7 protein-coding genes are annotated in these 23,848 nt (G+C 45.7%); 2 read left to right on the top strand and 5 right to left on the bottom strand.

Annotation, left to right across the window (positions count from 1 at the left end; all coding sequences use genetic code 11):
* Positions 1-22: 22 nt before the first annotated feature.
* Positions 23-9,115: a tandem-95 repeat protein gene (locus tag VX730_02695; GenBank protein MEC9291287.1), complete on the bottom strand. Its 9,093-nt coding sequence runs from the start codon at positions 9,113-9,115 to the stop codon at positions 23-25.
* A 95-nt stretch (positions 9,116-9,210) separates the two neighbouring features.
* Positions 9,211-9,690 (bottom strand): MaoC family dehydratase, encoded by a 480-nt coding sequence (locus VX730_02690; protein ID MEC9291286.1) that lies wholly within the window; start codon positions 9,688-9,690, stop codon positions 9,211-9,213.
* Between the two features lie 85 nt (positions 9,691-9,775).
* Here VX730_02690 and VX730_02685 point away from each other — a divergent pair, with 85 nt between their 5' ends.
* The gene (locus tag VX730_02685; protein ID MEC9291285.1) at positions 9,776-10,960 is read left to right on the top strand and encodes an acetyl-CoA C-acyltransferase; all 1,185 of its coding nucleotides are present in this window, start codon (positions 9,776-9,778) and stop codon (positions 10,958-10,960) included.
* A 187-nt stretch (positions 10,961-11,147) separates the two neighbouring features.
* Here the strand turns inward: VX730_02685 and VX730_02680 are convergent, their stop codons facing one another.
* The 3 genes from VX730_02680 to VX730_02670 form a co-directional block, all read right to left on the bottom strand.
* Positions 11,148-12,137 carry a hypothetical protein gene (locus VX730_02680; GenBank protein ID MEC9291284.1) on the bottom strand — a complete coding sequence of 330 codons (990 nt, stop codon included), beginning with the start codon at positions 12,135-12,137 and terminating at the stop codon, positions 11,148-11,150.
* Positions 12,138-12,293: 156 nt separating this feature from the next.
* Positions 12,294-19,787 carry an Ig-like domain-containing protein gene (locus VX730_02675; GenBank protein ID MEC9291283.1) on the bottom strand — a complete coding sequence of 2,498 codons (7,494 nt, stop codon included), beginning with the start codon at positions 19,785-19,787 and terminating at the stop codon, positions 12,294-12,296.
* 282 nt (positions 19,788-20,069) lie between these two features.
* Entirely contained in the window at positions 20,070-21,395 is a 1,326-nt protein-coding gene (locus VX730_02670; protein ID MEC9291282.1) for a TolC family outer membrane protein, read from the bottom strand.
* 244 nt (positions 21,396-21,639) lie between these two features.
* Between VX730_02670 and VX730_02665 the strand changes: the two genes are divergently transcribed.
* Positions 21,640-23,841: a type I secretion system permease/ATPase gene (locus VX730_02665; GenBank protein MEC9291281.1), complete on the top strand. Its 2,202-nt coding sequence runs from the start codon at positions 21,640-21,642 to the stop codon at positions 23,839-23,841.
* Positions 23,842-23,848 lie beyond the last annotated feature (7 nt).

The raw sequence follows: 23,848 nt of genomic DNA, 5'->3' as shown, positions 1-23,848 counted from the left end.
GTTTCGATTTGTTTGTATAAGGTTACGTTGTAATGATGTCGAGATCATCAGCTTCTAGGTTACGAGCAACATGCTCGAAGTGGAAGAATGTGATCTCAGTTGTACCATCGTTGTAGTTCAGCTCAGCCGTGTTACGCGCAGAGTAATCTAGAGATAGATTATCTAGGAACTCACTTTCACTCACGCCTAGGTCGTCAATGATTTCGCTCAGATCAATGCTGTCTTCACCCGCTTTGAAGCGTACAATTGTGTTTTCAGCTGCGTTTAGGTCATCAAGCTGGAAGGTGTCATCACCACGACCACCATGAAGATGGTCAAAGCCGACAGAAGCAACAAGAAGGTCAGCGCCGTTACCACCGTAAAGGATATCGCTGCCTTCGCCACCAAATAGAGTGTCGTCATCATTGTGGCCATACAGAGTATCGTTACCTGCATCACCTTCTAGGATATCGTTACCACGGCCACCGTTTAGCATGTCATTGCCTTGGCCACCTGAAATGAAGTCATCATCATTTTGGCCGTAGATCTGGTCATTGCCTTCACCGCCAAAGATTTGGTCTTCGCCGCTACCACCGTATAGGAGGTCATTACCGGCATCACCATAGACTTCATCATTACCAAGTTGAGCATAGATCTTATCGTCGCCTTCGCCACCTTGTGCAAGGTCGGCACCGTGGCCAAGTCTAATCACATCGTTACCTTCGCCGCCATGAATCCAGTCATTACCAGAGCCTGCGCGTAGATCATCATTACCAGCATTAGACCAGATAATATCATTACCAGATCCACCCGCAGCAAAGATGTCGCCATAAGTGTATACGTCGCTAGACATATCAAGCAGATCATCACCTTTACCCATGTAGAAGCGCTCGACGCCTTCAATCATTGGGACATCGTACTGACCATGTAGGAAGAGGGCATCACTTTGAGATGTTGCTAGAAGTCTATCTTCGCCTGCGCCGCCTTTAAAGATGTCGTTTGTGCGAGTCAGGCCGTCTAGTGTTACAAAGTCGCCTGTTGTTACGTTTTTCGCGCCGTACATTGCAGACCAAACACCATCAGCCTTGTAGCGAAGTTTATCATCGCCGTTTCCGCCATCTAGGATATCTGCGCCTTGGCCACCAATCAGAATATCGTTGCCGTCTAGGCCAAAGATTTGATCGTTACCAGCATGGCCGCGAAGTACATCACGTACTGCGCTACCCATAACGATGTCATCACCAGCACCTGCAGGGTAGATGAACTCATTGTAGAAGTTGAAGTCCATGTTACGCATGTCAATTGTGTTGGCATCAGCGTCACCGCGGATATGGATGCGTGACATGTTAATGTCTACGATCACATCATTGAAGTCGCTATCACCGCCGCCGCGTAGGTCTTCAAAGCTGAGGCGTGTATCGTTAATGCCTTGTGATTCAAGCATCACGTGGTTAATACCGTCACCATTTAGAGCTGAATTCGCAGAGTGGTATACGTTACCGTCTAGGGCAAATGTATTACCGTTGTCATCTGTGAACACCAGCTGAGGAGGTGTGCCATCATTTACGTTAGCAAAGGCATCGCCAGCAGCATTCAGGAAGTTAAGCTGACCATTTTCAAGATCGATACTATCGAAGCTGTCATTTTCACGGAAGCCGTTTGCAATAATGAAGAACTCTACATACTGACCTTCAGGAATAGTGATTGTTTCTGAGCTTACACCCGTAACAAGGTTACCACCACTACCTGCACGAGAGGCATTATCAAACACAATACCAACATTGTGAATGTTACCTGAGCCGTCAACTGTGTAGTAACCAAATGTATTTTTATAAGCTGCAGTTTCGCCTTGGAAGACAATCTCAACATCGTGCTCTGGAATTGGAAGAGCATCAATAGCTGGTGCGTCTGGAAGGCCGTTACTTGCCGTGTTGTAGAAGCGTGGGTCTAGATCACCAGTATCAAGGTTTTCAAGGTCATTGACTTTAATATCTAGAATAAGGTCATCAAAGTCTTTGTCCCCACCTTGCATTAGGTCTTCAAAACCAACGCGGATAGCACCATCGTCACCGTTTGTGAGTTTCACATGGTCAATGTCATCAGGGTTAAGAAGGTTGTTCTCAGGTGTAAGGAATACATGTCCGCGAACATCAATCTCATTTCCATTTGCGTCGGTATAAACAAGGATAGGGTCTGTTGCATCGTTAATGTTGGCTTTTTCACCATTTTCATCAACAAAGGCAATTGTACCTGTGTCTAGATCAATATGGTTGTCATAGCTTTGGTTAACACGCTCACCATTTGCAATAATGAAGAACTCTGCGTAGAGGCCTTCAGGCACAGTGATTGTTTCAACGCTTTGACCTGGAACAAGATCTCCACCGCTACCAACTTTAGATGAGTTCTCCCACACAAGGCCTGTTTCATGGATTGTGCCTTCAGCATCTACAAAGATATAACCGAAGCTGTTTTTGAATCCAGCACTTTCATCTATGAATGTAATGTCAATTGTGTGCTCATCTGTTGGAAGAGGGACAATGTCGCCCACTGGATCATCAACTGGGTTCACAACAATGTTCACAGTTTCAGTCACTGACTCAGTGCCGTCTGTGACTGTGTACGTAAATGTGTCATTACCGTTGTAATCGGCAGATGGTGTGTATGTGAATGTACCATCTGGGTTTTGCACGACAACGCCGTTAGTAGGCTGTGTGAAGCTTTCTACTGAGAGAGCGTCGCCATCAATGTCGCTATCGTTTGCAAGTACATCAAATGTTGCAGACGTATCTTCATCTAGAACAACATCATCTGATTGCGTTACAGGAACGTCATTCACTGGGTTAACAGTAATGTTCACCACTTCCATACGCTCTTCAGTGCCATCAGATACTGTGTAGATAAATGTATCTGAGCCGTTGAAGTCAGCATTTGGTGTGTAGCTGAATGTACCGTCTGGGTTTTGCACCACTGTACCGTTTGCACCTTGCGTGAAGGCTGTTACAGATAGGGCGTCACCATCAGGGTCGCTATCGTTTGCAAGGACATCAAATGTTGCTGATGTATCTTCATCAAGCACAACACCGTCTTCTACAGTTTGTGGGCCATCGTTTACAGGGTTCACAATCAGGTCAACTGTTTGTGTAACTGCAATAGCGCCGTCTGTTACTGTGTATGTGAAGCTATCGTTACCGTTAAAGTCTGCATTTGGCGTGAAGCTAAATGTGCTATCTGGGTTTTGCACCACTGTACCGTTAGCAGGTTGTGTGAAGCTTTCAACAGATAGAGCATCACCATCAACATCGCTGTCATTGGCCAGTACATCAAATGTTGCAACTGTATCTTCATCTAGAGTGATTGTATCTGGGCCAGCAACAGGTGCATCGTTAATTGGGTTAACGACAATGTTTACTGTTTCTGTGACCAGACTTGAGCCGTCAGATACTGTGTATGTGAATGTATCGTTACCGTTGTAGTCTGCAGCTGGCGTGTATGTGAATGTGCCATCTGGGTTTTGCACCACTGAGCCGTTAGCAGGCTGTGTGAAGCTATCTACAGAAAGTACGTCACCATCAAGGTCGCTATCATTGGCAAGAACATCAAATGTTGCAGACGTATCTTCATCAAGTACAACATCATCAGGCGCTGTAATAGGGGCGTCATTCACCTCATTTACAATGATAGAGACTGTCTCAGTCACAGAGCTTGTGCCATCTGTCACTGTGTAAGTGAAGCTATCGTTGCCGTTGAAGTCAGCATTTGGCGTGAACGTGAACGTACCGTCTGGATTTTGTACTACGTTACCATTTGCTGGCTGAGTAAAGCTTTCTAGGCTGATTGTGTCGCCATCAACGTCGTAATCATTTGCAAGTACATCAAATGTTGCTGTTGTATCTTCATCCAGTGTCACAACATCCGCAACTGTAATTGGCGCATCTAGAGAACCAATCACGTTGATTGTTGCAGTAGAGGCAGCTGTATCGATGCCGTCTGTTAGTGTGTAATCAAGTGTGATCTCAGCATTGTCGCCTTCGTCTAGGAAATCAAACAGGTTGTTTGTTTCGTTATCAAGGGCGAACTCACCCCCGGCATTAATGCTCAGGATACCTGTGTTACCTGTTGGTGTATGCGTAATACGGTAAGCCGCAGAAGCACCAAGAGATACAGGCTCTAGTTGGAAGTCTGCTGTAATATCGTTACCATTGTTAATGACACGAATATCACCCGTACCAATAACAGTTGCGTCAATTGGGCCGTCTGGGTTGTCAGTGTTATCAAGAACATTGACCATGAAGTCGTCATTCTCAGAAACTGTGATGCTTTCGTCTGCATCGCTCAGGTCATTCACTGGGTTCACAACAATGTTTACTGTTTCTGTGCGAGACTCAATGCCGTCAGTCACAGTGTAAGTGAAGCTGTCTGTTCCATTGAAGTTATCATTTGGTGTGAATGTAAGTGTGCCATCTGGGTTTTGTGCAATGACACCATTTGCAGGCTGTGTAAAGCTTTCTACAGAAAGTACATCACCATCAACGTCACCATCGTTTGCAAGAACATCAAATGTTGCTGTTGTATCTTCATCAAGAGTGATGTCATCAAGTGTTGTGTTTGGTGCATCATTAATTGGGTTTACAACAATGTTCACAGTTTCAGTAACTGATGCTCCATTGCCATCTGTTACTGTGTACGTAAAGCTATCGTTACCGTTGTAGTTTGCAGCCGGGTTGTATGTGAACGTACCGTCTGGGTTTTGAACCACTGAGCCGTTTGCAGGCTGTGTGAAGCTTTCAACAGATAGAGCGTCACCATCAGGGTCGCTATCATTGGCAAGCACGTCAAACGTTGCAGCTGTATCTTCATCCAGCACAACGTTATCAGCTTGTGTTACTGGCGCGTCATTAATAGCGTTTACAATAATATTAACTGTGGTTGTGTGTGTAAGAGAGCCATCAGTGACTGTGTATGTGAAACTATCAGAACCATTGAAGCCTGCAGCTGGTGTGTAGCTGAATGTACCGTCTGGGTTTTGCACTACGCTGCCGTTAGCAGGTTGTACAAAGCTTTCAACAGAGAGGGCGTCACCATCAACGTCGCTATCGTTTGCAAGAACATCAAATGTTGCTGATGTATCTTCATCTAGAACCACATCATCATGAGAGGCAACAGGCGCATCGTTAATAGGGTTTACTGTAATGTTTACAGTTTCCGTACGTGTTTCAATGCCGTCCGTTACAGTGTATGTAAAGCTATCAGAGCCGTTAAAGTTTCCATTTGGATTATATGTGAATGTCCCATCAGTGTTTTGTGTCAGGCTACCGTTTGCAGGGTTTGTGAATGTTGCAACAGAAAGCGCATCACCATCAGGGTCACTATCGTTTGCAAGAACATCAAACGTTGCAGACGTATCTTCATCCAGTACAATGTTATCAGCTTGAGTCTCAGGCGCATCGTTCACAGCGTTTACTGTAATGTTTACAGTGGCTGTATCTGTTAGACCGTCTGGGTCTGTAATTGTGTATGTGAATGTATCAATGCCATTAAAGCCGTCGTCTGGCGTGTAGCTTAGCGTACCATCTGGGTTCTGTACGAGAGAACCGTTTGCAGGTTGCGTGAAGCTATCTAGGCTAATTGCATCGCCATCAATATCATTATCGTTGCTTAGAACATCAAATGTAATAGCAGCTTCTTCATCTGTTTCGTAGTTGTTAATGATGGCGTTAGGCGCATCATTAATAGGGGCAACATCAATGTTTACAGTACCTGTGAATGAACCACCGTTACCGTCTGTAATTGTGTATGTGAAGCTATCTGCACCGTTGAAGTTGTTTGCAGGTGAGTAAACCACTTCACCATTCACAACTTGTACAGAACCACCTTGAGCTGAATCTGGGTGAACTGAGATAGACAGCGTGTCGCCATCTACGTCTGTTGCAAGAGCCAGTACATCTACAGTGATGTCTGTATCTTCATCTGTGTTCAGGTTAATGGCAGTATCTACAGTTGGGTCATCATTTACAGGGTCAACTGTAATGTTTACTGTTTCTGTACGCGTTAGCTGACCGTCCGTTACAGTATACGTAAATGTATCTGCACCGTTGTAGTTTGCAGTTGGTGTGTATGTGAATGAACCGTCTGGGTTTAGTGTCACAGCGCCGTTTGCAGGCTGCGTAAAGCTATCAATTGAAAGCGTGTCTCCGTCTACATCTGTATCGTTCAGAAGAACCTGGATATTGATGCTTTCATCTTCATTCACGCTGATATCATCAACAACAGTGACTGGCGCGTCATTTTCTGGGTTTACTTGTACAGTAACTGTTTCAGTTACTGTACCGCCATTACCGTCATTGGCAATGTATGTGAAGCTATCGTTACCGTGGAAGTCAGCATTTGGTGTGTATGTCACCGTACCTTCTGGGTTGATGGCAACTGTACCGTTGGCACCATCTGTCACAGATGAAACTGTGAGCGCGTCGCCGTCAGGGTCACTGTCATTGGCAAGAACATCAATAACAACACTGTTATCTTCTTGTGTTGTTGCAGAGTCAGACAGTGTAATTGGCGTATCGTTTTCTGGATCAACCGTAATATTTACATTTTCTACGCGAGAGGCCGTGCCATCCGTTACTGTGTACGTAAAACTATCGGTACCGTTAAAGTCTGGGGCAGGGGTGTACGTAAATGTACCATCTGGGTTTTGTACCAGTGTACCCTCAGTTGGAAGCGTGAAGCTTTCAAGTGTAATCGTATCGCCATCAACATCGCTGTCATTAGCCAGTACATCAAATGTAATGAAACTGTCTTCTTCTACAGTAATGTTATCTTCTACTGTATCTGGGGCATCATTGGCGGCATTAATTGTAATGTTTACAGTGGCAGTATCTTGGAACTCTCCGTCTGTAATTGTGTAGTCAAAGCTATCTACACCAAAATAGTTACCACTTGGCGTGTATGTAAATGTACCGTCTGGGTTTAGAACAACACTACCATTTGCAGGCTGGTCAAAGCTCACAATAGAAAGCGTGTCACCATCTACATCTCTATCGTTACCTAGAACGTCAATCGTAGCCGTTTCATCTTCATTAATCGTTGTGCCGTTGTTGCGTGCATCAGGGGCATCATTTACAGGTGTGACGTTAAAGTTAATCGTACCTGTCGCTTGTTGGCCCGCAGCATCTTCAATTGTGTATGAAATCGACTCTGAGCCGTTGAAGTTATTAAATGGCTCATATGTGAATGTACCATCACCATTGTCAATCAGGTTACCGTTGACAGGTGTATCAATTGCAACAAGGGTAATTGTATCACCCGGGTCTGTATCGTTACCCGTTGGGTTAAACGTAACTTCAGTGTCTTCATCTAGCGTGATGTTGTCATCTACGGCTACTGGAGGCAGGTTAGGGGCGATCAGTGTCTCTGTGTAGTTAGAGAACTGTGCGTAGTTAATGTTAATCAGTGTATCGCGGCCATCATTACCATCAGCTGTGTTGAGATCAAGTACAGTAAATGTACCATCACCGTTATCTGTGATTTCATAGTCTGTGAATACACCATTAAAGACAGCCGTGTTGACACCGCCAGCACCATTCAGTGTATCATTACCACCATTACCTTGAATAAAGTCATCGCCTTGCGTGGCTGTAATATTATCAGAGCTTGAACCACCATTAATAAAGTCTAGGCCAAGTACTGTCATACCTGATAAGTCAATATTACTGCTACCACGTGTTTCTAGAACGTCATAACCTGCACCCAGATCAAGAACTTCAATGCTATCCGCAGCATTTAGGAAGCGGACACGAACAAGTTCATTACCCGCAGTACCAATAATTTGGTCAAAACCTGCACCTCCATCAAAGTCATCACGTGCAGATGTGCTTGGGTCAATACCTTCTACAAGGAAGATATCATCACCATCCCCACCAGACATAGTATCCGAGCCTTCGCCACCGCGAATTACATCATTGCCAGATGTACCAATAATCGTATCCGAACCGCCAAGGCCATCAATAAGGCTGACACCATTAAGAGCCGTTGTAGAGAAATCTAGACGGTTACCGCCTGACGTGCCTTCAATAACATTTGTACCAGAACCAAGGTCAATGCTTTCAATACTATCTTCAGGGCGAAGCTCGCGCATGCGGAGAGTAAAGTTTTGTGTAGGGTCTTGTGTAATGATTTGGTCAAAGCCTGCGCCACCATCATACTCATTACTTTCACCACTTGTGTGAGAGGTCTTGAGAATAATAGTATCGTCACCATCTTCACCAAAAATACGTTTTGTACCAGAACCAGTGAGAATCGTATCTGCGTCAGATGTACCGTAGAATGTATCTGTGCCGCCATCACCTAGATCGTAAAACTCAATGTTACGAACTTCTATATTACGGAGGTCAAAGTTATCTGTGCCTGTATCGCCGCCACGGATCGTATCAATGCCGTCACCACCATCAATAACTTCAATAGATCGTGAATCATTAAGAGTTTGTACACCAATGGTATCATCACCAGAGCTACCAAGGATGGCATCTTCACCTACACCACCATTAATGTTATCAATACCGTTGTTATGTCCTTCATAGTAGAAGACATCATCACCACCGTTACCGTTCAGGATATCATCGTCTGCGCCACCAATCAGCATATTATCAGCGTTAGAACCGGTAATGTTATCGTTACCTTCAAGACCGTTTAGGATGTAAGGGATATCACTAAATTGTGGATCATCGGTAATACGGTTAATCACATCATCGCCAGATGTGCCGGTAAATCCAAAGTATGATGTATCAAATGTACTGTAGAACGATAGATAAAACTGGCTTTCACCAACGCCAGCACTTTCATTTGCAAAGTCGTAATAATAGCTACGAGCACCTGTAGGGTCACTTGTATAGTCTGTACCGTATAGTTTACGCATGAAGTTAACGCCAGGGAGGGCGTCATTAAGGGAGGCAGTTTCTTGGATTTCAGATGCATCAAACGTTGCAATGTCTTCAGTAGGGGCTCCATCTTCTAGAGCTGCAATCTCTTCGTTCTCTTCTTGCTTTGGAGATTCTGATTGAGAGGATACATTGACAGTCTCGCCTTCTGTCGTGATCTCATTACTCTCAATTACAATATCGTCTGGCGTCTTTGTGACCATAACGGGTTCCCTTACATCATGCTTATTTAATCGTTATACCTACCCTAGGTTTTATGCAGTTTAGCATGACTTTTCAAGCCATCAAACTGACAAAACTATCCTAAATATTTATCTAAATTTAAATTATGCTTTATTTTCTGCGGGATAGCCTTGACTGTCGCTGAACCGTCAATAATTTTGTTTCCTTCAGAATCCTCACACCACGTCAGGTAAGTGACAGTTTTTGATTCTTGACATATAGCTGACACTTCGGCCACTGCAGTGTAAGAGCTGTCAAGATAGACAGGCCTTAAAAATTCAATATTTTGAGAGAGATAGACTGTTCCAAGGCCTGGGCTTTCCATGCCGAAAATAGCACTGAATTGAGAGACAGAAATCATCCCGTGCGCAATCTGTGCTTTAAAGATCGTTTCCGCAGCGTACTCGGGGTCATGATGAACAGGGTTCCAGTCTCCACAAATCTTACTAAAAGCTTCCACCATTTCATAAGTGATGGTGTAAGGACGGCGGGTGGTTTGTCCGATCTCTAAATCATCAATTGTGAGGCAGTGTTTAGGGGATTCTTTCTTGTACATCTTTTCTCTCCTTTTACTGGTTCTATAGAGTAGGGGATCAAAGTGTGATAGGATAGCGCAAAATTAAAAAATGTAAGGGTTCTTCATGACAACTTCAGATATCTACATTGTAAGTACAGCCAGAACGCCAATGGGCAGTATGCAAGGCGCATTTAGCACTGTAACTGCAGCAGAGCTTGGTGCGGTTGCAATTGAAGCTGCGCTTGAAAAAGGCGGTGTATCTCCAGAGTCTGTGGATGAGGTGTTTATGGGGAATGTTCTTATGGCTGGTCAAGGCCAAGCACCTGCACGCCAAGCTGCTCTTGGAGCAGGTATTGCACAAGCAACGCCATGTACAACGCTTAATAAAATGTGTGGGAGTGGTCTTCAAGCTCTTATGACGGCTTGTGACACGCTCAAAGCTGGCCGCGGTGATGTAATTGTTGCGGGTGGTATGGAAAGCATGACAAATGCACCGTATCTGCTTCCTAAAGCGCGTAGTGGTATGCGTATGGGCCATGGACAGGTTATTGATAGTATGATGCTTGATGGCCTAACAGATGCTTACAGTGAAGGTACGCTTATGGGCCACTTTGCTGATAAAACAGCAGAAAAATATCAATTTACACGAGAAGACCAAGATGCATTTGCGCTTGAATCTCTAAGTCGTGCTAAAAAAGCTATTGAAGGCGGCGCATTTAAGGCGGAAATTGCTCCTGTTACAGTTAAAGGCCGCAAGGGCGACACTGTGGTTGATACAGATGAGGCGCCAAGCAAAGCAATGCCTGAAAAAATACCAAGCCTGAGACCTGCTTTTAACAAAGATGGTACGGTGACCGCTGCAAACGCCAGCTCAATCTCTGATGGTGCTGCAGTGGCGGTTCTTTGTGCTTCTGAAGGCCTTGAAAAGTATGGCCTGAAGCCAGTGGCAAAAGTGCTTGGATATAGCTCTCATGCCCATGAACCTGAGTGGTTTACAACTGCACCAGTACAGGCAATGCAGAAGTTAATGTCCAGCCTTAATATGTCTGTGAAAGATTTTGATTTGTTTGAAATTAATGAGGCGTTTTCTGTTGTGACTATGGCAGCTATGAAGGAAATAGGCATCCCGCATGACAGGGTAAATGTCAACGGTGGTGCTGTGGCCCTTGGGCACCCAATTGGTGCTTCTGGTGCGCGTATTCTCACAACACTTGTGCATGCTCTAAAAGCTGCTGGTAAAAAGCGCGGAATTGCTGCGTTATGTATTGGTGGTGGTGAAGCTGTTGCTATGGCTGTTGAACTTGTGTAGGTCAACCCAGCTCTGCTGCAAATGTTAGCTTATTGCGCTTCCTGTGCTCATGTACCCATAAGTACACTGCGCTCAGGTTCTCATAATCTATTCATTTTCGCTAATGCTGGATTAACCTTTATAGTTTAATCTATTACAAATACAAAAGAAGCCCCGTTAAGGGGCTTCTTTCAGTTTGTCGATTAGTTTAGCAGCCTGTTCCGCCGCCACTGCCGCCTCCAGTGCTGCGGAAGTGGTGTTCAGGAGGAGTTTCTTCTTTTTTGAGAAAACGTCCATCAGGGCCGCGTTTAGGGCCTTTCCCAGCAGTTTTTTTGCTGGCTGCCGATTTGCGCGGCTTGCGCTTGGTTTTCGGAGGAGCTTCTTCGCCAGACTTCTTTTCCGCTTCAGGCTCTTCCTTCACCGGAGTGGTGTCGTCAGCGTGCGGCGTGGCTTCAGGGTCCTGAGTGGGAGCTTCTTCCTTGCCCTCATTCTTTTCTTCTAGCCCAAATTCAGGACCAGGTTCGGGAATGTCTGTGGGTTCAGGAGGAGGCGCTAGCAGGTTGTCACCTTTATCCAAGGTAGGCCACGAGAGAGACTTTTTGCCATTCTCACTTGTGTTGATTTCAGGTGTGGCCACCTTAACTTCAGGGTGTTCCACACCAATCAGCTTGCCTGACTCATTTTTGAGCAGTTTAAACTGGCCTGTGATGGATACACGGTCCTTCACAAAGCGAACCGTTGCACCAGGCAGGGCAAGTAGGGCTTGGCCCAGCTTTTCCAAAGAGGTGTATTCGCCATTGTGGCGGCGAATTTTCTTTTCCAGCCAGCGCGCGACTTTGGGCTTTTGTTCTTTGTAGAACTCAAGGTCAAAGACACTGTTGGGAATGTTTTCCGGATGTTCAGTGGCCATGTGGTACAGAAAGTTCTGCGTTGCAGGGGTTGGCTGATAGCGCTTGCTATCCAGAATGCCTTTGTCTGCAAGGTAGTTCAGGCTGTCTGTGTTGTAGATTTCAATCTTTGTGATGCCCATAAAATACGCAATCACGTAGATTTGCAGACGCTGACCCAGCTCACCTTTTTCACGAGGGATGCTGTCCCATGTGGCTTGCATTTGGGAAAAGTTGGCCTTTGGGTCGTAACCGTCTGGCATTTTTGCATTGAAAACCCATTGAGGGATGGGGGTAATTTGCGTCGTCATAGGAATCCTCCAGGTGTAGACGTCAAAAAAGAGAGTAAAGATACAAGATGTCTATTTGTATACAAAGGGTGAGCTGATGTCAATAAAAGATTGATAGAAAAGGGTGATGTAGAACAAAAAAAAGGGCCGCTCTTGCGGCCCTTTAAGTTTTTGATTTTAAACAACGTCTGTCATTGTCTCGCCGTTTACAGTCAGGCCAAGCTCAATCAGGATTGTTCCTGTGTGGTTGCTGTCTGTGAATGACGCGTATGTCTGGTCACCAATCGTTACGTTATCGTTACGTTCAGTGAACTCAGTTGTTGTCACCGCATCACCATCATCACCAGAGATCACAAGCGTGTTTGAAGCCGTACTCAGAACATCGTCAAGTGATACGCTGAAGCCAACTAGAGAGTCACCTGTAAGGTCAATCTCATCGTAGTTATGGTCACTTGAACTTGTGTTCTCGTTCTGGAACCATACACTGTAGATGTCACGTGATGTTCCATCAGCGTACTCAACACTACTTGTGTGCGTAATTGTTTGGCCGTTGATCACCATTGGGTTTTCATTGCCAACTGCACCAAGTGACGTGATACCGTGGTCAGCAAGGCTGCTCAGCTCACCAGCATCAGAGATACCGTCACCGTTGTAGTCCTGCCATACTTGTAGGCTAGAGAACAGGCTGTCATCTTGGTTAATGACGCCATCACCGTTGTCATCAAGCTCAATAAGCTCAGTGAAACCGTCTTGTAGGCTGTTACCAAAGACTTCAGTTACATCATTAATGATGCCGTCACCGTTCCAGTCCATCGCAAGGATACCATCATCAGATGAAGCCCATGCTGTGTGCTCTGCTTGTCCGTCACCATCAACATCAAACATAGCGTTTGAGTCTTCTAGAGCGATAAGCTCAAGGCCGTCACCGTCTAGGTCAATGATAAGTGGGCAATCACCGCCGCCGTCACCGCCGCCGTCACCGCCAGGGTTCCAAGTGTTACGTACGTTTACTGTTACGGTTGCAATATCAGTACCACCGTGACCATCAGAGATTTCATATCTGAAAGTAACCGTGCGATCTGATGTTACAGAGCCTGCTGTGTAAATGATACGTCCGCCTGATACGTAAGCGCTACCAAAGTTTGGACCACTTACAATACGTGTGATGTGTAATGCATCGCCATCAGGGTCTGTATCGTTGTTTAGAACGCTAATCGCAATAGACTGGTTCTCGTTTACAGATACAGAGTCGTTACGTGCGTTCGGACCATCATTTACTGGTCTTACTTTGACTGTTACAGTTGCTGTATCACTGCCGCCGTTGCCATCAGAGATTCTGTAAGTGAATGTCTCTGTGCCGTTCCAGTTACGATCTGGACGGAACTGCATGCTGCCATCACTGCCAACAACCACTGTACCGCGTCCTACATCAATGTTTTGGTTGCCGCCAGTCAGTCTTACACCGTTGATGTGCGTAATATTTAGACTATCACCATCAATATCACGGTCATTCGCAAGAAGCTTTGATCCACCGTTGAGGTAAAGGGTTTGGTCTTCATTGATTGTGAAGCTATCATTCTTCGCATCAGGGCCATCGTTTACTGGTTTAACATTAATAGTTACGCGTGCAGAGTCTACACCCCCATTACCATCAGAGATTCGGTAGCTAAATGTTTCAGTACCATTCCAGTTTGCATCAGGCTGGAAGCGCATAGCACCAGCAGAAGTAATGATGACACGACCGTTACCCACATCAATTGTTTGTGCACTGCCTGTGAGTCTTACACCTTCAATATGAGTGATACGAAGCGTATCGCCGTCAGGGTCAGTATCATTCGCTAGAAGGTTCAGGTTTACTGACGTATCTTCGTTTGTTGTGTAGCTATCATTCTTCGCATCAGGGCCGTTGTTGCCTTCGCGTACAACAACTCTTACTGTTGCTGTATCAGAGCCACCGTTACCATCTGTAATGCGGTAGTTGAATGTTTCAGTACCAAACCAGCCGTTATCCGGTTGGAAGCGCATAGCACCCGTTGACGAGATAATGACACGACCGTTACCCACATCAATTGTTTGTGCGCCGCCAGTTAGGGCTGTGCCAGCAATATGTGTGATGCGGAGTGTATCGCCATCGATATCTGTGTCGTTCGCAAGCAGATTGATATTCACCGCAGTGTCTTCATCTGTTGTGTAGTTATCGTTGCGAGCATCTGGGCCGTCGTTTACTGCACATACTTCAACAGTTACGCGGGCAGTGTCTGTGCCACCATTACCGTCTGTAATTGTGTAGTTGAATGTTTCAATACCATTCCAGTTAGCATCTGGCTCAAAGCGCATAGCACCTGTTGATGAGATAATGACACGGCCATTACCCACATCAATTGTTTGTGCATTACCTGTTAGGGCTGTGCCATCAATGTGCGTGATGCGGAGTGTGTCGCCTTCAGGGTCAGTATCATTTGCCAGAAGGTTCAGGTTCACTGAGACATCTTCATCTGTTGTGTAGTTATCGTTGCGAGCATCTGGACCGTCGTTTACAGCTCTCACTGTTACACGTACAGTTGCAGTATCGCTGCCACCGTTGCCATCAGAGATCTGGTAGCTGAAGGCCTCAGTTCCATTCCAGCTGGCATCCGGTTGGAAGCGCATTGTGCCGTTAGACGCAATGATTACGCGACCGTTACCCACATCAATTGTTTGCGCGTTACCTGTTAGGGCTACACCATCAATATGTGTAATTGTGAGCGTATCGCCATCTGGGTCAGTATCGTTTGCCAGAAGGTTCAGGTTCACTGACGTATCTTCGTTTGTTGTGTAGTTATCGTTACGGGCATCAGGGCCATCGTTACGAGCGTCTACGTTTACACGAACTGTTGCAGTGTCTGTACCACCGTTACCATCTGAAACTTGGTAGTTGAATGTTTCAGTACCGTTCCAGTTTGCATCAGGGTGGAAGCGCATAGAACCGTTTGCAGCAATTTCTACGCGACCGTTACCTACATCAATTGACTGAGCGCCACCTGTTAGGGCTACACCAGCAATGTGTGTAATTGTTAGTGTGTCACCATCTACATCTGTATCGTTCGCTAGAAGGTCTAGGCCAACAGATGTGTCTTCGGCAGTTGTGTAGTTATCGTTACGAGCGTTTGGATCATCATTGACTGGGTTTACAGTAATGTTGACAAGCGCCGTATCTGTACCGCCGTTACCATCAGAGATGCTGTACTCAAGGACAACTGGACCGTTGTAGTTGAGGGCTGGTACGTACGTTACGTTACCTGCAGAATCAATTGTTGCTGTACCGCCACCGCTTACAACAGTTACACCTGTTACGTTCAGTGGGTCACCGTCAGGGTCACTGTCATTAGCAAGCAGTGTGCCTTCAGGAATCACAAGAACAGTGTCTTCGTTCATGACTGCTACGTCGTTTACAGCTGTTGGGCCATCGTTCACAGGGTTGATTGCCACAAAGATGTTTGCACTATCAGTGTTGCCATCCGGGTCTGTGATTGTGTACTCAAGCGTTGCTGAGCCGTTGTAACCTTGAGCAGGGGTGTAAGATACATCACCGTTTGCTAGGAGCTGTACTGTACCGCCGCCGCTTACAACGCGTACATTGGTAATTGTGAGTGTCATGCCCATGTCATCCACATCGTTCGCAAGGATTGTTGCGTTCGGGATGATTACAGTTGTGTCTTCATTAGTGCTAGTGAAGTCATCAACTGCATCAGGGTCGTTCTCAGGCGTTACTGTGATATTGATACGTGCTGTATCTGTACCACCGTTACCATCAGAGATGCTGTACTCAAGAACCGCAGGGCCGTGGTAATCAGCTGCTGGCGTGTAAGTTACGCTACCATCAGCGTTTAGTACCGCTGTACCACCACCTGAAAGAACGCTTACGCCAGTAATTGTGAGTGTGTCACCATCTGGGTCTGTGTCGTTTGCAAGGATGTTTGCAGCTGGAATTGTCAGTGCAGTATCTTCAGCAGTTGTGAAGCTATCATCGTTTGCATCAGGCGCATCATTAACAGGCGTTACGTTAATGTTGATGAAGGCACTATCAGAAGCTGTGCCATCAGTCATAACGTACTCAAGAACCGCAGGGCCGTTGTAGTCAGCCGCTGGTGTGTACGTTACGCTACCATCAGCATTCAGTACCGCTGTACCGCCACCGCTTACTACAATCACGCTTGTGATTGATAGAGGATCGCCTTCAGGGTCCGTATCGTTTGATAGGATCTGAGCAGATGTCATTGTAATTGCTGTATCTTCTGGCGTTGTGAAGGCATCATCGTTTGCCTGTGGACCATCATTTACAGATCTTACTGTTACGCGGATAATTGCTGTATCCGTTGCACCGTGCTCATCTTCAATTGTGTACTCAATTTCAGCAGGGCCGTGGTAATTGGCAGTAGGCGTGTAAGTTACGCTACCGTCTGCGTTGAGTACCGCTGTACCTTGGCCTGTTACCATGCGTACGCCAGTAATTGTGATCACATCGCCATCTACATCAAAGTCATTTGATAGGATATCAGCGTTTGAAATCGTGATTGGCGTGTCTTCATCTGTTGCTGCAGCGTCATCGTTTGCCACTGGCGCATCGTTTACAGGCAGAACGTCAATGTTAACAAGCGCAGTATCAGTACCGCCGTTGCCGTCGTTAATTGTGTATTCAAGAACAACAGGGCCGTTGTAGTTGAGGGCTGGTACGTATGTTACGTTACCTGAAGCATCTACAGTCGCTGTGCCGCCACCGCTTACAACAGTGACATGAGTTACTGTAAGAGGGTCGCCCTCTGGGTCAGTATCATTGGCCAGTAGGGTGCCTTCTGGAATGACAAGAACAGAATCTTCATTCATCACAGCAAAGTCATCAACAGCAACAGGGCCGTCGTTCACAGGTGTGACTGCAATGTAGATGTTTGCACTGTCTTCGTTACCGTTTGGATCTTGAATTGTGTACTCAAGAACAACTGGGCCATTGTAGTTTGGCGCTGGTGTGTAAGATACATCACCGTTTGCGAGTAGCGTTACGCTACCGCCGCCGCTTACAAGGCGTACTTCTGTAATTGTAAGAGCAAGACCCATATCATCCACATCGTTTGCAAGGATTGTTGCATTCGGGATTACAATTGTTGTGTCTTCTCGTGTTGTTGCGAAGTCATCAACTGCATCTGGATCATTCTCTGGTGTAACTGTGATGTTGATCAAAGCAGTATCTGTACTGCCATTGCCGTCATCAACTGTGTACTCAAGAACCGCAGGGCCGCTGTAGTTTGGCGCTGGCGTGTACGTTACACTGCCGTCAGCGTTAAGGGTAACACTACCTCCGCCTGATACAACGCTCACTGCTGTAATTGTAAGCGGGTCACCTTCAGGATCGTAATCGTTCGCAAGAATATTATCTGAAGGAATTGTGATCGGAGTGTCTTCTGGTGTTTCAGCGTAGTCATCAAGTGCTGAAATTGCATCGTTTACAGGAAGGACATCAATGTTAATGAAGGCACTATCAAAGTCGCCGTTTCCATCCGTTACTACGTACTCAAGAACCGCAGGGCCATTGTAGTTTAGCGCAGGTGTGTAAACCACGTCACCGTTGGGTTGAAGAATAGCACTACCACCACCAGATACAACGCGAACCGTTGTAATTGTGAGTGCGTCACCTTCAGGGTCAGAGTCATTACGCAGAATTTCAGCGTTAGAAATGCGTACAGGCACATCTTCATGAGTCACAGCGCTGTCATCTTCTGCTAGCGGTACATCGTTAATTGAAATCACATTGATATCAATCACGGCAGTATCCGATAGGCCATCAGTATCTGTAATTGTATATTCCAACTGAGCAGGGCCGTTATAGTTATGCAGTGGTGTGTATGTTACGCTACCATCTGCGTTCAGTACGGCTGTACCGCCACCAAACCTTACATTCACAGCAGTAATGTTAAATGTGTCACCTTCAAGCTCGTAGTCGTTCGCAAGGATTGTGCTTGCTGGAATTGTAATCGGCGTATCTTCGTCTGTTGCTGCAACATCATCGTTTGCAACTGGGCCGTCATTTGTGCCGTGAATTGTGATTGTTAGATTCGCTGTTGAGCTATCCTTACCATCAGTAGCGCGGTAAATGAAGGCATCTTGAATGCTATCGCCAGCTTTCATGTTGTTCACAGTAGGGTTGCTGTTATCAAGCTGGTATGAGTATGAGCCGTCACCATTCAGTGTAAGTGTACCGTAGTTAAGAACATAGATACCAGGGTTTGAAACAGTGATTGCATCACCTTCAACATCTGTATCGTTCGCAAGTACGTTACCTGTTACTGTGTCAGGTGTTGCGTTTTCAAAAATGCTGTTTACGTCATCTTGAAGAGCAGGAGCGTCATTTGTACCGTGAATTGTGATTGTTAGAACCGCTGTATCGTTCAGGTCGCCATCAGTCGCTTCATATGTGAAGCTATCTGATAGTGTATCGCCGTTGTCTAGGGCGTCTACAGTTGGGTTGCTGTTATCGAGTGTGTACGTGTATGTACCGTCAGCATTAATCACAAGTGTACCGTAGTTCAGGGTGTACGTGCCTGGGTTTACAACCGTGAGCACATCGCCATCTGGGTCAACGTCGTTATCAAGTACGTTACCAGATGTGAAGTTTGGTACTGCATCTTCTTTAATAGAAAGACTATTGTCGTTAGGGTCTACATCATTGTTTAGCTCAGGACCATCATTTGTACCTAGGATACGAATGTTTAGGTTTGCTGGAGACTGAAGCTGACCATCTGTTGCGCGGTATGTAAATGAATCTGTGAGCGTGTCACCATCATCTAGAGCGTTTACAGTTGGGTTGCTGTTGTCTAGGGCGTATGTGTACGTACCGTCTACGTTAATTGTAAGTGTACCGTAGTTCAGTGTGTAAGTCCCTGGGTTTGCTACACTCAGCGTATCACCATCTGGGTCTGTATCGTTGGCAAGTACGTTGCCTGAAACTGTGTTTGGTACAGCATCTTCTTTAACTGTGTGTGCATCACCTTCAGCGTTACCGCCGTTGTCATCCACAGCATCTGGAGCACGGTTAGGTGTTTCTAGTAGGCGTTCATCAGCTTGGCCAAACTCGCTATCAACGAGGAAATCGCCGATCACTTCGGCGTTAACTGTATTGGCAGAGAAAGAATCATTTGCAACTGGAGGAGGGGTGAAACCTGCACCACCAGCAGCACCAGCGGCTGGACCGGCTGCCGGCTCAATCTCGTTAATGTTTTCATCTGAGGCTGCCACTTGAGTACCGTTGCCGTTTGTAGCTTCTGGCGTCAACTGTGCAAGGAGGCTGTTTGCATCAACTGTTGCGCCTTCAGTAAGTTCGATAAATGTTGTGTTACCAGCATCTGTGCCTTGAAGCTTTGCAAAATCAAGAAGGTAAATATCAGGTTGCCCCTCTACAGAGATGATCAGGTTGTTACCGTCAACTTTGAAAGTTGCATCAGATGGATTAAAACCTGTCAGTTTAATGACATCGCCTGGTTCAACAGTGTATGCTTCGCTAGAGTTTCCTTTCGGAGCAGAAACTGTCAGAACATTTTTCGTCTGCGCAGCAGCCTGTTCTTCAGGTAGTCCGGCAAAGAGCTTTGTGCCTGTTTCAGTTGTTTCAAGCGCTTGATTCTCTTGGTTTTGTGTCGTTGACATTGTATTGGCCTCCTCAAAAAAATACTGTCATTATCCGCCAAAGTTTTAAGGCGGTATAAATGATGTAGGCGCATTTGTACAGATTTCAAGTCCCGTATACAAATAAAAACGTTGAATAATATAATTTTTTCCGTGAATCCACCGTCTTCATCACACCCTACATATTTGTGGGGTGGGTAAATAATTTTCTCTGACAATCTAACTGACAAAAATTGTAGACAATTTAAGGGCATAGAAAAAAGGGCGGATAAACCGCCCTTTTTGAGGTAAGAGATGCTCTGCTTAAGAGCGGTGCCCACCAACAGTGTTAGCAAGCTCACCTGATTGTGCAAGTACGTTGTACACTGCAAAATCAAGTGCGTATTTAGCGTTTACAAGTGCGCTACGTGCACCGTAGAACTCAATCTCAGAGTCGAGAAGGTCAAGCAAGCTACGCTGACCAATATCAAACTGCTCACTGTAAGCCTTACGTGTTGCATCAGATGCCATCACGTGTTGACTAAGTGGTTGGATACGCGTTCTTGCTGTTTCTAGGTTGTTCCAAGCAACATACATGCCTTCTTCAACGAGACGGCGATCTCTTTCTAGAGATTCACGGGCTTCTTGAACACGGCTTGCGCGCTCACGTACACGGGCACGGTCAGCACCACCGCTGTAAAGGTTGTAACGCATACGTACCATGGCTTGGTAGTTACGGTCAGTCCCTTTTTCGCTTTGGCCGCTTAGGTTGTGATCGTGTGATGCTTCTAGTTCAGCATCAAAACGAGGGTAGAAGCTTGCTTTAGCAGTTTGTTTCGCTGCTTTAGCTGCTTTAATGTCGTGCTGTGCACTACCAAGAGCTGGGTTGTTTGCAATAGCGCGAGCGATTGCATCATCAATAGTAGATGGTAGAACCTCAACTGGAGGAGTTGGCAGGCTCACGCCTTCTGGTAGTTTACCAACAACTTCTAGGTAGTTTGCCTTCGCGTTAGCAAGGTCACCTTCAGCTGCTTGTAGGTTTGCACGGATAAGAGCTACACGACCGTCGGCCTGACGAACGTCTGCCATGTTACCGCGGCCACCTTCAGCGCGTTGTTTAATTTGTTTCAGGTAACGTAGGTGCGTGTTGTAGTTATCTTTAGAGATAGCAACAAGCTCCATGTTACGAAGAACTTCAATGTATGCTTCAACAGCAGCAAGAGAAACAGTCTCTTCAACTTCCATTACGTTGTAACGTGCAGAGTTGAAGCGTTCTTTCTGTTGGCAGATTTCGCTGCTTGTTTCGTAACCATCAAAAAGCATTTGGCTCGCTGTTACGCTTGACTCGTAACGGTTCAGTGTACGGTGTGCATCACCATTTGTACCGTTTCGGCCTGCACGGTTACGTGTTGTGTTGTTCTCGCTGCGTTCAACACCGTAGCCTGCTGCTACGTCTAGGCTTGGCAGGTAGCCAGCTTTAGCAATGCGCCATTCGTGCTCAATAGAGTGCTTCTGGTTTTTTGCAATTTTAATATCTGGGTGGTTTTGTAGAGCCAGCTGGACAGCTTGGCCAAGAGTTTCAGTGTAGCCAGCAGGGCTCATGATCATAAGACCAGCACCTGCAAGCATTGCTTTAACTGTAAATTTCATTTTTTTTCTCTCTTACCTCGTTTAAGCAGTTGTATAAATACCTACAACTTATTGTGCCTTAAATAGTGGAACTCTTAAATCTTTACAAGTGTTTTTAAAGATTCCATACAGTTCTTAACATCTAAGAGTGTGTCTTTTATGTTTGTTTTATGCTTATGTCACGGGCAGCTGTCATGAATTTCTGGTCTTCTTTTATATGTTGAGTCATAATGAGCCAGTAATAATAAAAAAGTTTAGGTGACACGTGACAGACGCTACGTTAGAGCAACAAGAAGCTCTGGGTTCTATTGATGTGAAGCAAGAAGAAGCTGAAAAGGTTCAAGCGCCAGATTATCTACTGGCAGGACTTATGTATTTTGTGAAGCATTATAATAAGCTTTTCAATGCGGAATCTCTCACGGTCGGACTTCCTCTCCAAAATAACAAGCTTACGCCATTCTTGTTTGTACGTGCTGCAAAGCGCGCTGGTTTAAACGCGCGTGTGATTGATAGAAAGCTTGAAGAGCTTTCACGTCATGTGCTTCCAGCTCTTGTGATCTTAAAGGGTGAGGGTGACGAGGTTGGCCCTGCGTTTGTGCTTAAAGAAATGGGTGATCACGGTAGTGTTGTACTGGTAAACCCTGTAAGTGGTGAAGAAAAGCGCTTTGCAAGCCTTGAAGACTTTGCGCCTGTGTACTCTGGTACAATGATTATGGCGCGCCCAACAGCTGTACATGATTTTGTGACGGACGTATTTAGATCGGGTGAACGCTGGTTTAGAGATACGCTTTGGCAGTTTCGTTGGATTTACTTCCAAGTGGCCATTGCTGCTGTGGTGATTAACTTAATTGCAGTGGTCTCACCGCTCTTTGTGATGAACGTTTATGACCGCGTGGTACCAAACAACGCAATGGAAACACTAACTGTTCTTGCGCTTGGTATTGGTACAGCTTACGTGTTTGACTTTATATTAAAGGTGCTGCGAGGTTACTTTATTGATACAGCAGGGCGAGGGGCTGATATTTTACTGTCTGGTCAACTGTATCAGCAAGTTCTTAATATTCGTCTTGGTAAGCAAGGTTCATCAAGTGGTGCCTTTGCAAACCAGCTGCGTGAGTTTGAATCTCTTAGAGATTTCTTTACATCAGCAACGCTCACAACGCTGATTGATCTACCGTTTATTTTTGTCTTTATTGGTGTGATTGCCATTATTGGTGGCTGGGTCGCGCTAGTTCCTTTATTTGCAATTCCAATTGTTCTGTTTGTAAGCTTTACAGTGCAGTCTCCTATGAAGGCTATTATTCAACAGGCGATGCAAGACCTTGATGCAAAGCATGGTCACCTTGTTGAGACGATTAATGGCCTTGAAGCGATTAAAAGCCTGAACATGCAGAGTGTGATGCAGTCTCGTTGGGAGCAATCAGTTGGTGCTGTCGCTCGTGTTGGTCAGCGTACGCGTCTTCTTGCGTCTATTGGTCAAAACTTTGCTGGCTTTATTCAGCAGATGGTGACAGTCGGTATTGTGGTTGTTGGTGTGTTTATGATTAAAGGCGGTTACATGTCTGTGGGTGCGCTTGTGGCTTGTACACTTCTTGCGGGTCGTACAATGGCGCCACTTAGCCAAGCTGTTGCGCTTTATGCGCGCTATAACCAAGCCATGCAGTCTCTTGAAACATTGAACGGCATTATGGATATGGAAGTTGAACGCCCAGATGGTAAAAACTTTGTTTACCTTGGCGAGGCAACAGGCCAAGTTGAGTTTAAAGATGTGTCATTTGTTTACCCGAACTCTCCACTCGAGAGTGTGAAGGATATGAGCTTTAAGATTCAGCCGGGTGAAAAGGTGGCTGTGATTGGTCGTACAGGTTCTGGTAAGAGTTCGCTCCTACGTCTGATGCTTAACCTTTATAACCCAACGCAAGGGAGCATTCTGTTTGATGATCTTGAGATTCGTCAGGTAGACCCAGTGGAAGTACGTAAGAATATTGGTTACGTGCCACAAAACATTATTCTATTTAGTGGCACGCTGCGCCATAACATTATGTTGAGCGCACCGCATGCAACTCAGGAGCAACTGAAAGCCGCTGTAGAAATGAGTGGCGTGAATGAATTTGCAAGCAAACACCCTATGGGCCTTGATATGCCAGTGGGCGAACGTGGTGATAGTTTGTCTGGTGGTCAGCGTCAGGCGGTCTCTCTTGCGCGCGCAATTCTTAAAGAGCCTCCAATTCTTCTGCTTGATGAGCCAACAAGTGAAATGGATAACCGTACAGAAATGAAGCTTCTGGGCCATTTGAAGAAAGCGATTAAGGATAAGACAGTTGTTCTTGTGACGCACAAGTACACAATGCTTGATCTTGTGGACCGTGTCATTGTGATGGAAGATGGTCGTATTCTTGCGGACGGGCCTAAAGAAGACGTGCTGAAGAGCCTGTCTGGTAAAAACAAAACGACATTAAAGAAATAAGAAGAGA

The organism is Pseudomonadota bacterium (genome assembly GCA_036141575.1).
Lineage (GTDB): Bacteria > Pseudomonadota > Alphaproteobacteria > UBA2136 > JAPKEQ01 > JAPKEQ01.
This window is presented reverse-complemented; position numbering and strand designations above follow the sequence as displayed.